10 protein-coding genes and 1 riboswitch are annotated in these 12404 nt (G+C 60.3%); of the genes, 4 read left to right on the forward strand and 6 right to left on the reverse strand.

Translation table 11 applies throughout. The annotated features are described in order from the left end of the window. Positions 1-26: 26 nt before the first annotated feature. Positions 27-833, reverse strand: a complete 807-nt coding sequence (locus J3R75_RS07040) for a helix-turn-helix domain-containing protein (RefSeq protein ID WP_307260773.1) — start codon at positions 831-833, stop codon at positions 27-29. A gap of 284 nt (positions 834-1117) precedes the next feature. On the opposite strand from J3R75_RS07040, the gene J3R75_RS07045 reads away from it, so the two are divergent. From J3R75_RS07045 to J3R75_RS07060, 4 genes are all read left to right on the forward strand, one after another. After that, positions 1118-1351, forward strand: coding sequence for a ferredoxin family protein (locus J3R75_RS07045; RefSeq protein WP_307260774.1), 234 nt, complete (start codon positions 1118-1120; stop codon positions 1349-1351). Positions 1352-1416: 65 nt separating this feature from the next. After that, a complete protein-coding gene (locus J3R75_RS07050; protein WP_307260775.1) occupies positions 1417-2901 on the forward strand; it encodes an FAD-dependent oxidoreductase in 1485 nt (494 codons plus the stop codon). Between the two features lie 242 nt (positions 2902-3143). After that, a riboswitch (TPP riboswitch) is annotated at positions 3144-3244 on the forward strand. Positions 3245-3346: 102 nt separating this feature from the next. Continuing rightward, positions 3347-4129, forward strand: a complete 783-nt coding sequence (locus J3R75_RS07055) for a sulfide-dependent adenosine diphosphate thiazole synthase (RefSeq protein WP_307260776.1) — start codon at positions 3347-3349, stop codon at positions 4127-4129. A 127-nt stretch (positions 4130-4256) separates the two neighbouring features. Then, positions 4257-5567 carry an SGNH/GDSL hydrolase family protein gene (locus J3R75_RS07060; RefSeq protein ID WP_307260777.1) on the forward strand — a complete coding sequence of 437 codons (1311 nt, stop codon included), beginning with the start codon at positions 4257-4259 and terminating at the stop codon, positions 5565-5567. 169 nt (positions 5568-5736) lie between these two features. Here J3R75_RS07060 and J3R75_RS07065 read toward each other — a convergent pair whose 3' ends face one another. From J3R75_RS07065 to J3R75_RS07085, 5 genes are all read right to left on the reverse strand, one after another. Then, positions 5737-6711, reverse strand: coding sequence for a 1-phosphofructokinase family hexose kinase (locus J3R75_RS07065; protein WP_307260778.1), 975 nt, complete (start codon positions 6709-6711; stop codon positions 5737-5739). 733 nt (positions 6712-7444) lie between these two features. Continuing rightward, positions 7445-8677, reverse strand: a complete 1233-nt coding sequence (argJ, locus tag J3R75_RS07070; protein ID WP_307260779.1) for a bifunctional glutamate N-acetyltransferase/amino-acid acetyltransferase ArgJ — start codon at positions 8675-8677, stop codon at positions 7445-7447. A gap of 234 nt (positions 8678-8911) precedes the next feature. Further along, positions 8912-9940, reverse strand: a complete 1029-nt coding sequence (locus tag J3R75_RS07075; RefSeq protein WP_307260780.1) for a serine/threonine protein kinase — start codon at positions 9938-9940, stop codon at positions 8912-8914. A gap of 91 nt (positions 9941-10031) precedes the next feature. Continuing rightward, on the reverse strand, positions 10032-11129 hold the full coding sequence (locus tag J3R75_RS07080; RefSeq protein ID WP_307260781.1) for an FtsZ/tubulin family protein: 1098 nt from the start codon (positions 11127-11129) through the stop codon (positions 10032-10034). A gap of 1 nt (position 11130) precedes the next feature. Next, entirely contained in the window at positions 11131-11478 is a 348-nt protein-coding gene (locus tag J3R75_RS07085) for a hypothetical protein (protein WP_307260782.1), read from the reverse strand. Positions 11479-12404 lie beyond the last annotated feature (926 nt).

Genomic DNA, 12404 nt, shown 5'->3' on the forward strand with positions numbered 1-12404 from the left:
CGCAGCCCGCTTTCGGCGCCCAGCTCTCAGATGAGCGTATTGCGATGGCGCCGGCGGTATTCGCCGGGAGTCAGCCCGACCCGCTGGCGGAAAAGCCGGTTGAAATGCTCGGCGCTGCCCAAGCCGCAGAGCTGCGCAATCTCTTTCATGCGGTAATCGGAATTGACCAGGAAATGCCGCGCGGTTAGCAGCCGTTCGCGCGCGACCAGGTCGACGAAGGTCTCCCCGAAGAGCTCCTTGACCAGATGGCCCGCCCGCGACGGCGAAAGGCCCAGGCGCGCCGCAAGATCCGGCAGACTGAGCGCGCCGCGGCAGTGGCTGCTGATGTAGTCATGTATCTCGCTCTTGCGGCTGTTCTCCTGCGCGACGGGCTCTTCCCGACGGAGGCAGAGGTCGAGGAGCCCATCAGCAAAAATCGGCAGGATAAGCTGTAGGCGCTGCAACTCGACCCGTGCCGCTGGCGGCAGGCCGTGGCCCGCGTGGCTATGCGTGGCGCCCCACATGCCCGCAAAGAGCGTGCCGACGTGATTGCCGCCGCGATACAGCGGCGCCACGACCTCGATGGTGCCACGGGGACAACGTTTCAGGAAACAGCGCTCATGCCGGCGCTCGACGCGGCGATTCAGGCGATGCATGCAATTTTCCAGGCAGAGCTCGCGCTCAGTCGCCCCGCAGATGGCGTGGGTGACGCGATGCGACCCGCGATTGAAGCCGATAGTGCGCTGGCCGTCACTACCCGTGAACAACCGCGCGTGGTCGTGCACGCAGAGACGACAGCCCGCCAAGGACTCGAAGGCCTGTAAATGCGCTTCAATTGATGCGAGAGTGGGCATTGATGATATCCATTGATTATAGCGGAATCGGTCAATACTATAGCGCTTTTTGTAACTGGTGACAGCCCACGGCAAGTACTACTGTTATCACAGGCCAGAGAACGGACGGACCAGCGGATCGACGGTTTCTTTCGCGGACCGACGGTTTCTTTCGCGGACCGATCGGACCGATCAGTCCGATCAGCAGACGACGACGAAGACGAAGACGACGACGAAACAGTCGCAGCCACCGCAGCAACGATGGCTGCGGGCTGTGCGGTGCAGCAACAGAATGGAGCGTCATCATGAAGTACTACGTCATTGACCGCGGTTGCAAGCTCTGCGATGCGTGTTACTGGGCCTGCCCGGCAAAAGCCATTCGCATTGTTGACGACGTCCGCGCAGAAATTATCCAAGACCAGTGCCGGCACTGCGGTGTGTGTTATGACAGCTGCGCCAATGAGGCGATCAGCATCTATGACGACGCGGCCGCAGCGCAGGCCGCCATTGTGCGTTTTGCGCAATCGCGGCCGTCCTGAGCCGGCCGGCGTGACCTTTTCCTTCCCGTTGTGTTTCTCAAGTAGCGGCAAACAAGGAGTGTACCATGATTTCCCTGAGTATGCAGAATGGCCAGATCATTGATCCGCAGCGTTCCCTGCCCTGTTTTGGCGAGTTCGACGTGTTAGTCTGCGGCGGCGGCATGGCGGGTTTTGGCGCGGCAGTGGCGGTGGCGCGTGAGGGCTGCAAGACCATGCTGGTCGAGCGCGAGTCGTGCCTGGGCGGGCTGGCGACAGTCGGCCTGGTGAATATCCCGCTGGACTTCGCGGCTGGCATCAGCAAGGAAATGCTCGCCCGCCTGGACGAAGTCAACGGCCATTGGCACCGCAATTCCGACCCGGAAAAGCATAAACTCATCCTGGACCGCATGGTGGTCGAGGCCGGCGTGACGCTCCTGCTGGTATCCCACGCGGTAGACGCCATCGTTGAAAACGGCGCGGTTCGCGGCGTGGTCATTGAGAACAAATCTGGTCGCCAGGCCATTCTCGCCAAACGCGTCATTGATTGCACGGGCGATGCCGACATCGCCTTCTTCGCCGGTTGCGAATGCCTGTCCGGCCGTCCCAGCGACGGCAAGCACCAGGCATGTTCACTGGAATTCCGCCTCGGCGGCGTGGATTGGGACGCCTACCAGAACTCGGACCTGAAGAAGAACGACCCGACTTGGATCAAGCTCATCGAAAAGGCCGTCGCCGAGGGCGATCTGCCCTACCCCATTGACAACCACCTGAACTGGGTCACGCACGTACCCGGCCGCCCGCAGCACTGCGGCAAAGACGAAATCAGCATGTGCTTCGCCCACTCCCGGAACTGCCAGCCACTGTCGGCCAAAGACCTCACGCGCATGTACCTCGAAGGCCGCACGCAGGCCGACATCCTGTCGAAGTTCATCAAGAAATGCGTTCCCGGCTATGAAAACAGCTACCTGATCGACACCGGTACGCTTCTGGGCGTGCGCGAAAGCCGCCGCGTCCTCGGCGAATACGTGCTTAAAACCATCGATTTTGCTCGCGCCCAGACCTTCGAAGACACCGTCTGTCTCACTGGCCACCATTACGATCTGCATAACCCCGATGGCCCCGGCAATATCAAATGGGCCGAAATCCAGATCGACGGCAAGACCTGCTATGTCTCTACCCACGGCAAAACCGGCTCCTGGGCGCCTCCCGGTGGTTTCGATGTCATCACCGACGGCTTCGGCCGCGGCGGCGACGCCTTCCAGCGCAAGACCCTGCCCAGCTCCATCCCCTACCGCTCGCTGGTGCCGCAGAGCATGGATAACCTGCTGGTGGCCGGCCGCTGCCTGTCTTCGGAATTCATGGCTCAGGCCGGCTGCCGCCTGGTCTTGACCTGCCTCAACATGGGCCAGGCCGCCGGCACCGCCGCCGCGCTCTCCCTCAAACAACAGATCGCGCCGCGCAAAGTCGACCGCAAGGATCTGCAAATCAAACTGCTCCAGGCCGGCTGCGAACTCGGCCAGTCCTACTTCGGCATTCCCGGCATCGACGTCGAGAAGGTCGTCAAGGGGTAAAACTGCCACCAGGAGCCCTCTCGCACGCAACATCGCCTGAGGCCGGCTCCTCGGGCAGTCTGTGCGAGGCAGTGGACATAGTGGACATCGTGGACATAGTGGACTTGGTGGACAGGCTTACACTCACGTACGCGCATGTTCCCAATCAGTCCCGTCCGTCTCCCGACCGTGGGCCCCACCGCATTTCCCTGGCCTCGGGGCATGCCGTGGGGCTTTCGCATGGCGTTTTAGGGACTATATTTATGGCACTTTTGGGGTGCTTCGGCCGAGTTGGCCGTTGCTGAGATCATACCCTCTGAACCTGATCCGGGTAATTCCGGCGTAGGAAAGGCCACAATGACTGTTATTAATCACACAGCCAGGCATTTGCGCTGCTGCAAGCGGCAGTCCCTTTCCGGCACCCCACTGTCACGGCTACGGCCACCAACTGGGAAAGGACTGCACCATGTCTATCGAGAATGTCATTTCATCCGCCATCGTCCGGAGCTTCTGCGGCAAGCTGGATGACTATCTGAATATCGACGTCGCCCTGGTCGGCGGCGGCCCGTCGGCGCTGGTCGCGGCCCGCGAGATCGCCCGCAACGGCTTCAAAACGGCCATTTTCGAGCGCAAACTTGCGCCGGGTGGCGGCACCTGGGGCGGCGGCATGCTCTTCAACGAGGTCGTGGTCCAAGACAGCGCGACAGCCATCCTCGACGACTTCAACATCAGCTATAAGCCCATTGCCGACGCCGACGGCTATTACACCCTCGACTCCGTGGAAATGGCCAGCGGGCTGATTTTCGGCGCTCTCAAAGCCGGCGCGAAGATATTCAACTCGATTAGCGTCGAGGACATCGTCTTCAAGGAAGGCAAAGTCAACGGCCTGGTGATCAACTGGACGCCGGTGGAACGCCTGCAGATGCACGTCGATCCGCTGACGGTGATCGCCAGCGTGGTGGTCGACGGCACCGGCCATCCCAGCGAGATCATCCGCCTGGCCACCGAAAAGGCCCAGATCAAGCTGAACACCGAAACCGGCAAAATCCTCGGCGAAAAGCCCATGTGGGTGGATAGCGGCGAGGCGTCAACCGTCACCAATACCCGCGAGTACTTCCCCGGGCTCTACGCCTGCGGCATGAGCGCCAATAACACCGCCGGCGGCTACCGCATGGGACCCATCTTCGGCGGCATGCTCCTCTCTGGCCAAAAGGTCGGCCGCATGATCGTCGATAAACTCAAGGGCTGATAACACCACGCGCCCAACGCCACGGCCGGCCGGCATTGCGAAAATGCCCAGAGCGGTTATTTTCCTGCGCAGTGTTTTTTCCCTCAAAAACGGATATGAGTCAGCCTGTCCAGGCATGGAGGACCGCATGAAGACAATGGCATTGACCGCGATGGTAAGCATGACCGTGGCGCTTGGCGCCGCCGAAAGTCCCGCGAAGATGACCGTGATCGGCGACTGGCGCATTGCGGTGGAGGCCGCCGGCAAGCGCGCGGAATTCACCATTGAGTCCGTGGAAACGGTGACGGTAATCGCCGAAAAGCATGGCCAGCTGGCCATCTACGACGAGAAGAAGCCCGGCTATGGCCGCGGCAACAAGCTCCGTGGCGTGCTCGCGCAGGAATGCACCGCACGGAACATGCTCATACCCGAAACGCTGGTGCTGCGCGCCGGCGCCGACGAGCAGTCGCCGCTTTTCGTGCGTGGCAAGGACTACGAGTTTGCTTCCGACTGGGGCACTTTCGGACGCCTGCCGGATGGCGCCATCGGCGAAAAACAGCCCGTTTTCTGCAGCTACCAATACAGCCTGCCGCGCCTGGACAGCGTCATTCTCGACGCCAATGGCCAGCTGCAACTGCGCCGCGGCGTCGGCCACGTTGCCAATCCCGTGCCGCCGGCGCTGGCTGCGGGTGAACTCCGGCTGGCGAATGTCTGGCTGGCCGGGCGCATGGACAAACTTGGCGACGCCCAGCTCTTCCCGCTGCTGGAGCAGGCCTATCCCGAGCCACCCAAGCAGTCGCCGACCGTCGCCGAGCAGCTCCTGCCGAAGACCATCGCCAAACTGCGTTCCGGCGAGCCCATCCGCATTCTCGCCTGGGGCGACAGTGTCACCGTCGGCACCTTCGTGCCCAATCCCGACACCGAACGCTGGCAGATGCAGTTTCTCGCCCGCCTGCGTGAGCGCTTCCCCAAAGCGCAGATCGAGATGCTCACCGAGGCGTGGGGCGGGCGCAATACCTCCAGCTATCTCAATGAAAAACCCGGCAGCCCGAAAAACTACCAGGAGAAGGTGCTGGACCTCAAACCCGACCTGATCGTCTCCGAATTCGTCAACGACGCCTTTATGACCGAAGAGCAGGTCTATGAGCGCTACGGAAAACTGCTGGCGGATTTCAAGGGCATTGGCGCCGAGTGGATCATCCTCACGCCGCACTATGTCCGCCCCGATTGGATGGGCCTCAATCGCGAAAAAGATATCGACGAGGATCCCCGCCGCTACGTCAAGGGCCTGCGCATTTTCGCTCAGCAGAACAACATCGCCCTCGCCGACGGGTCACTGCGCTACGGCCGCCTCTGGCGCCAGGGCATCCCCTACAGCACCCTCATGCTCAACGCCATCAATCACCCCAACGCCTTCGGCATGAAGCTTTTCGCCGACGCCCTCATGGCGCTGTTCTGAATAGACACGAGGGGCCTGATGGACGCGATGGACAGGGAGACCGCTTGGCCGTTGCGCCGCGCAGTTCTTTATGTTCCTATGCTCTCCTCCGTGCCGAAAAGGGATAGGTGGGGGAGCGCGAGGGGGCGGGAAGGGTCAATGACCCTTCCCGCCCCCTCGCAAAAACCAACTATGCTTTTCGGACGGCCTCGATAATGATTGCGGCGCGGATTTTCATGGCCTCGGCCGGGTCGAAGACCGACGGCGTGTCGGTGAGGCAGGACGCGGAGGCGCAAGCGAGGGCCTCGGCGTAGAAATCGGCCATAAGCTCGTCGGTGGCGTCTGGTTTTTCGGCCAGGCGCCGACAGAGAATGGCCGCCGTGCAGTCGCCGCCACCAATGGCGCTGACGACACGCGGCAACGCCGGTAGCGTGAAGCGCCAACTACGACTGCGGGAGAAGAGCTGGGCCGGCCGGGGACCGTCGGTAACTGCGAGCCAGGCCAACGCAGCAAAGCGGCGGCAGAGGCGCTGCGCGCTCTCGGCCACATCGTCGGCACCGCCGAGCTCGCGCAATTCGGCGGCGTTGATCTTTAGCATGGTCACGCCGGCCTGCAGCGTCGCCGCGATATCCTTGACGGCATCCAGCAACACTGGCACGCCATGCATCGCGGCTTCGCGGGCGACTGACGCGTAAAATTCGCCACTGATGCCCGGCGGGACGGTTCCCGACAGGGCCACGGCACCAAAACGCCGTATTTGCCCGTTTATGAGCATTTGCAGTGCCTCTGCCTCGCGAGCCGCGATGGGCCCTGACGGCTCAATGAGCTCGGTGACAACGCCGTCGTCTTCGCTGATGACGGTAAAGCAGCAGCGCGTGGTCGCGGCGACATCGACGACGATGGGTTCGACGCCGACCTCACCGAACTCTCCGCGCAGGCGCTGTCCCGGATACCCCCCCGCAAAGGCGGCCACGGCGACGGGCAGGCCCAGCCGCCGGAACACTCTGGCGACATTGACGCCTTTGCCGCCGCCGCACTCATGCACCCGCCGGGCGCGATTGACCTCGCCGGGTTGCAGGTGGCTGAAGATCAGAGTCTTTTGCCAGGCCGGATTGAGACACACGGCCAACACCGGCCGGGGTTCCATGTTAAGTTGCATAGGCATACTCGCTGCTGTTGTCGTCGTCTTTATGGACGCTATGGACGCAATGGACGCTATGGACGCTATCTTGGTCGCCGCCAAGCCGTCCCCGGCGGCCAAGCCGTCATTCCCCGGTAATGTGCGAAATCTTGTGATAGAAAGAGAGACTTGACACAGTAGTTCCGAACCCTTTGTCTGCGCCGTGGGCTCTATCCCAGGGCTGGTATGCGTCGCGCGCCCGTCTCCCGGCCGTGGTGCGGGCGTCCCGCCCGCACCGTCGCCTGGGATCATGACCTTACCCGACCTCCAAACAGCCACACGCAAACGTGCCCGCAGCAGCAATCAATGAGTTCCATTGCCTCTTTGGCCCCAGTCAGCTGCGCCGACTGGGGCCAAAGAGGCCGAGGAACACGGACCAATATGGCGCGCCACCCAGGGCGGCGCGCGCCTTCGGCGCTGCTTGCCCTGGGCTGGTATGCGTCGCGCTTTCAGCGCTTCTGCCGCTTCGCGGCGGAAATGCGCGACGAAAAAAGGCTGCCTGGTTGAACAAGTGCCATGGATACCGTAAAGTGAAGAGCATCGGTTTCACGGGAGCAGGTTAGTGTAAAAAGTTTTCTCCATAAGAAGAGAATAGTTCTTATTTACACCTGGAATCATTGGTTGGCAACTACAAGTGTTCATCACAAGATTTCGCACATTAACCATTCCCCACGGTCCCCGGGGTCCCTTGGGACCAGCTTGCCAATGCCGGCACGGCTCAGGTATGGTAATCCGCATTGATTTTCACGTAATCGTAGGTCATATCGCAGGACCAGACGGTAAAGGCGCCCGGCCCGGCACCGAGGTCGAGATTGATGGTTAATTCCTTGGCTTTGACGATCTCTGCCAGCTCGGCTTCCGGCGTGCCAGCGTCCATCCCGCGACGCACCACCGGCGTGCTCATGAAATCCAGATTGACCGTGGTCGGGTCAAATTCGCAGCCGGAGTAGCCCGCCGCGCAGAGAATGCGGCCCCAGTTGGGATCGGCGCCAAACCACGCCGTCTTGCAGAGCGCGGAGTTGGCGATAGCCTCGGCACAGCGGCGCGCCTCGGCGGCGTTCTTCGCACCGCAGACATTGATTTCGACAAAGCGGGTGACGCCTTCGCCGTCAAGCACCATCTCGCGGGCGAGTCGTGCGACCACTTCGACGAAGGCCTGGAAGAACAGCTCGGCCTCAGGCGTGCCGACCTTGATGAGATCGTTGCCGGCGGCGCCGTTGGCGAGTGCGATCACGGTGTCGTTGGTGCTGGTGTCGCCGTCGACGGTGATGCGGTTGTAGGACAGGTCCAGCGCCCGCGCCAGGCAGTCGTGCAGCGCCTGGCGTTCAATAGCAGCGTCGGTAGTGATGTAGGACAGCATGGTCGCCTGCGGCGGCTGCATACGCAGTTTTGGTGCGATCATGCCGGCGCCCTTGGTCATGCCGCCAATGCGCACGGTAGTTCCGCCAACATCCACGGCGACGGCATGGCTCTTGGGCCTGGTGTCCGTAGTCATGATGGCATCGGCGGCATCGCGACCGCCAGCCGCGGCGAGGGCTTTGACTGCCTTGTCCACACCGGCGAGGATGATGCCCATGGGCATGGGCACGCCAATGCGGCCCGTGGATGACACCAGCACCTGCGACGGATGCAAGCAGAGGAGACTGGCGGCATGCGCCGCGGTTTTTTCCGCATCCTGCAGGCCTTGCTGGCCGGTGCAGGCATTGGCGTTGCCACTATTGATGACAATGGCGTGAATGGGGCTGTCTGCCGCAATGAGCTTGCGATCGTAGATGACTGGCGCCGCTGCAAAAAGGTTGCTGGTAAAGGCACCGACGGCCACGCAGGGTCGCGGACTATACAGCATAGCCAGGTCTTTGGCGCCACTGCGCTTCAAACCGGCAATAATGCCTGACGCCTGAAATCCGGCTGGTGAGGTGACACTGCCCTGCTCAATGGGACGAATGCTCATCGTGATGTACTCCTGCTGGACGCAAAGAAACGGATGATGAATGGGTATGGGGTGACTAGGTGTCGCGGCGGGCGATATGTGCTCTCCCCCGCCGCCTTGACGCTACCAATGGCCTGCTCCCGGCTGGTTTGGCTCCAACACCGTTGGCCGCTGCCAGCGAAGACGGCTATTGCCGGGGGCCAGCCAACGCCGGCAAGCGGTGTCAGGGCGCACATTTCAGCGGCTTGGCGACGCTTAGGTCTGGGTGTTGGGGATGACGATGCCGTATTCTTCCGCCTGGTGTTTCAGCATGCTCGCCAGCACGTTGCAGTTATTGATCCGTTGAGCCCGTTTGGGTATGGTGCACTCCCGGATTAGCTCGGCAATGCGGGGATGATTTTTGAGCTCGGGAATTTCCATGACCGTCGGAATCGTCGTGTTGTCCAGATGATAGCGCGCCTCTTGGCGCACTTGCCGGGTCAGCAGGTCTTCCTGGGTCTGGCTGAGCGGCTTGGCGCCAAAGAAGACCGAAAAAGCCACGCCGAGAGCAAAGATGTCCGTGCCCTCGTCCAGTGTCTCTTTACAGATCTGCTCTGGTGAAAGATAGCCGCCGGTGCCGGTAATGGCATTGGCGCGGAAGCCACTGAGCACCGACACGCCAAAGTCAATCAGCTTGACCTGGCCATCGTAGAGCATGAAATTCGACGGTTTGATGTCCAAGTGGATGATCTTCCGCCGGTGCATGTAGCCCAAGGCCAGAATTGCCTGGTGGAAGACCTTGATCTTGTCTTCGGTGCTGAGGTTTTTGACCAGATTCTTGTCGCTCAGATCATGGCCCCGCAGGTACTCCATGATGAGATCGTAGCCGATTTCCAGCCCAAAGCGCTTGACGCGCCGCAGCGCGTAGATATGCACCACCGGCAAGGGGCCGTCGTCGTAGAGCTTTCTGGCCACGGCATACTCGTTTTTGATATGCCGCATTTTCGTCCGATACGACACTTTTTCGAGCTTTTCATCGTTGCGGCGGGTGATGGCCTGGCCGATGAATTTGCCCAGCTTGTTGCGCACGGCCTTGATGCAGTACAGCCGGCCCTCGCAGGTGCCGCGGTAGAGGACGCTTTCGGCCCCGCGGGCCAGCAATTCGTCCAAGCTGTACCGACTGCGTTCGAGTGCTTCCCGGGCTTCTTTCCAGTCTGCTTTGTTCTTGGACTGGGTTATATAGCGGCGCTGCGTCGGTTCGATCGCGTTGCGTACTTCAGGTTGTTTTTTTTCGTCGTCGTTCATTCAACTATCAGTATCCCCTCACGTTTCCCAACGTAAGCGCTTATGCCGAAAGGTCATAAAGGCTGCGGTTAGCGCGATGTTTAGTTTGCGCTTACAGTTTCCCCAGTCGCCGCAAGGTGGCCAGGACGTCTTCGGTATCGCCGCGCTGTTTGACGGCCCGCCGCGCTTCCTGTTCCATGTTCACGTCAAGCTTGTGCAGGACGACATTCTGATCGAGGGATTTCTTTACCTTGGCCTGCACGTGCTGCTCGGTGATGCGGTTGAAGTCGTCCACCAGCTCCGCCGGCTTCCGCGAGTAAAGCTGGGCGACGGTCAAAAAGGGCTTCTGGCGGTCGGGATTCTCAACCACGCTGTAGATCGGCGAGACATTCTTATCCGAGAAGTACTGCAAGATGTTGTAGAAAATGGTCGGATCGCCGCCACGGGGCACTTCCAGCAGAAACAACGCCTCGATGGCTGCTTCCGGTTCCAGCAGCAGCGGATTGCTGTTGGCATCCAACTGCTCGCCAAAAGGCTTGGCCGGGTCGTAATCCAGGAAGGTGAAGTGGTTGAAGTACGGCTTGGAGATGAAAAGCGCGAAGTCCTCATGATCAATGTGGCCATCAAGCAGCCGATACACGTCATTCTTGTCCGGAATGCTCAAGAAGAGCTTCAGCGAATCCACCAGTAGCTGATTGTAGCGGTCCTCGGAAATCTTTTCCTCAAACTTCTTTTTGTTATTGAACAACACGATGTTGCCCGTATTGCCGCTATCAATGGCCTCGGCCAGCGGCCCGGTCAGAAACTCTATCGTGTTGTTGACAAACTCATTGGACTCCAGCTTGGCATAAGGCAGAATGATCCCAAAGAAGGTCTTGTCCGCAGTGTTGATGTCGCCGACCTTCGAGAGGTCCTGCAGCAGCCCGGTGGCTATGCCGTTGCCAGTACCACCGCCGCTTGAACAGAAGACCATGTTGCCGCGCACCAGCTCCAGCAGCTCCCGGCGAACCGACTGATAGGCGTCATGGCCAATCTGCGGGTTCTTCCGCGAGCCGCGAAACTGCCCGTGCGCCGCATGCACACTAGCCAATATGCGTCTGGCACCGCCGGGGACCTTGTTTAACTCGGTCTCCGACACATTCACCAGCACCGCCTGGCTGTCCAGCTTCGCTGCAATCTTGCTGCCCGCGCCACCTATACCGATTGTCATTTTACTGCTCCTCCAGGAACGCTGAGGGTTTCGGCTGGAACTGGTTGCTCATCACCAGGGCTTCCAGGGCTTTCGCGCCGTATTTGGTAATATATATGTTCTTGCGGTTGCGTTCGTCACGGATGTCGATAAAACAGAGCGTCGCCAGCCCCTCAATCGCCGCCACCGCCGTCTGTTTCGTGCGCGTCACACCGGCATGCTTCAAGTCGTCAAAACAATTCGTGATGTTATACTTGCAGCCACGGCCTTCCCCCTGGGCAGCCCAAAATAACACCAGATAATGCAACTCGTGCAAACGGCTGACCTGCTCATCAAAGAGCTTGCTGCTGTCCTGACTGCTCTGCGGCATCGTGCGTCACCGTCCTTATTCTCTATCATACCGGGCCGCCATACCGGGTCGCCGCTTTCCAGGCCACACCCGGCCACGCCTAGCCAACTCTCGGCCGCCTACTTGTTATTTGTACCTCGCAGCCAAGGCTTCGCCGTCCTTGGCCCTCCCTCCCCGCTGCAGACATAGCCAGCCCTAACAGCCCGGCCGGCATAACGCCCAAAGCCCCTCCATAACCCCACTGGCCCGCCCCACACCAAGCCACTGCGCATTAGCCACCAGCCACCAGCAAAAGCCTATAGAAACAAGCTGAGTATAGCATACTACACTTCTAAGGGCTTGACAAGAGCAGACAATAAAGATTGCAAAAAAAGACGTAAGTAATTGCAGGAGAGTAACCAAGGCAAATAAATAATTATTAGTATACTGTAGTGTAGTGAAGTTTACCTAACTACAATCTAGTCTAATTAACTATTGATAAAAACCACGTTTTTTGTTGTCTTGCCGGGCCTTCCCGGGCCGGTGTTATCGGCGGGTGTCAATACGTGCTCTGTCAGCCATTGCTAGTGTATGCCAGGCATGCCTCTACCTAGCGCGCTGGGACGCGACGTATCCTGGCCAAAGTGGCGCCGCCAAGGCGCAAAGCCGGGTTGCTGGATACCCGGGGGGGCGTCGCCCTGCGGGCGCCTCGCCTGAGGTTACGCATAGTGCGTCCCCGCGGGCCGAAAACCGCCTAAACAGCGGCTGCGTTCCCAGTAGTCCCGAGTGTCAGCCAACAGGTCCCCGGAGTCCAATGCGTCATTCCCCACCGTCCCTAAAGTCCCCACAGTCCTATCCATGGGACCATGCCTTATGACCTGGATTCCCGGGAAATATAACAAGGCGCGCCTCGCGCCTTTCATTTTGAGCTGAAAAAAACGTCTGCCGGGCTCTTGCCCGGCTTGTTT

Origin of the sequence: Oligosphaera ethanolica (assembly GCF_030814695.1) — a bacterium.
Lineage (GTDB): Bacteria > Verrucomicrobiota > Lentisphaeria > Oligosphaerales > Oligosphaeraceae > Oligosphaera > Oligosphaera ethanolica.

What these genes read in the sequence shown, in the direction of transcription:
- argJ (WP_307260779.1), bottom strand. Translation starts at nt 8,677, where the DNA reads ATGAGCATTCGTCCCATTGAGCAGGGCAGTGTCACCTCACCAGCCGGA.
- J3R75_RS07055 (WP_307260776.1), top strand. Translation starts at nt 3,347, where the DNA reads ATGTCTATCGAGAATGTCATTTCATCCGCCATCGTCCGGAGCTTCTGC.
- J3R75_RS07040 (WP_307260773.1), bottom strand. Translation starts at nt 833, where the DNA reads ATGCCCACTCTCGCATCAATTGAAGCGCATTTACAGGCCTTCGAGTCC.
- J3R75_RS07075 (WP_307260780.1), bottom strand. Translation starts at nt 9,940, where the DNA reads ATGAACGACGACGAAAAAAAACAACCTGAAGTACGCAACGCGATCGAA.
- J3R75_RS07080 (WP_307260781.1), bottom strand. Translation starts at nt 11,129, where the DNA reads ATGACAATCGGTATAGGTGGCGCGGGCAGCAAGATTGCAGCGAAGCTG.
- J3R75_RS07050 (WP_307260775.1), top strand. Translation starts at nt 1,417, where the DNA reads ATGATTTCCCTGAGTATGCAGAATGGCCAGATCATTGATCCGCAGCGT.
- J3R75_RS07085 (WP_307260782.1), bottom strand. Translation starts at nt 11,478, where the DNA reads ATGCCGCAGAGCAGTCAGGACAGCAGCAAGCTCTTTGATGAGCAGGTC.
- J3R75_RS07045 (WP_307260774.1), top strand. Translation starts at nt 1,118, where the DNA reads ATGAAGTACTACGTCATTGACCGCGGTTGCAAGCTCTGCGATGCGTGT.
- J3R75_RS07065 (WP_307260778.1), bottom strand. Translation starts at nt 6,711, where the DNA reads ATGCCTATGCAACTTAACATGGAACCCCGGCCGGTGTTGGCCGTGTGT.
- J3R75_RS07060 (WP_307260777.1), top strand. Translation starts at nt 4,257, where the DNA reads ATGAAGACAATGGCATTGACCGCGATGGTAAGCATGACCGTGGCGCTT.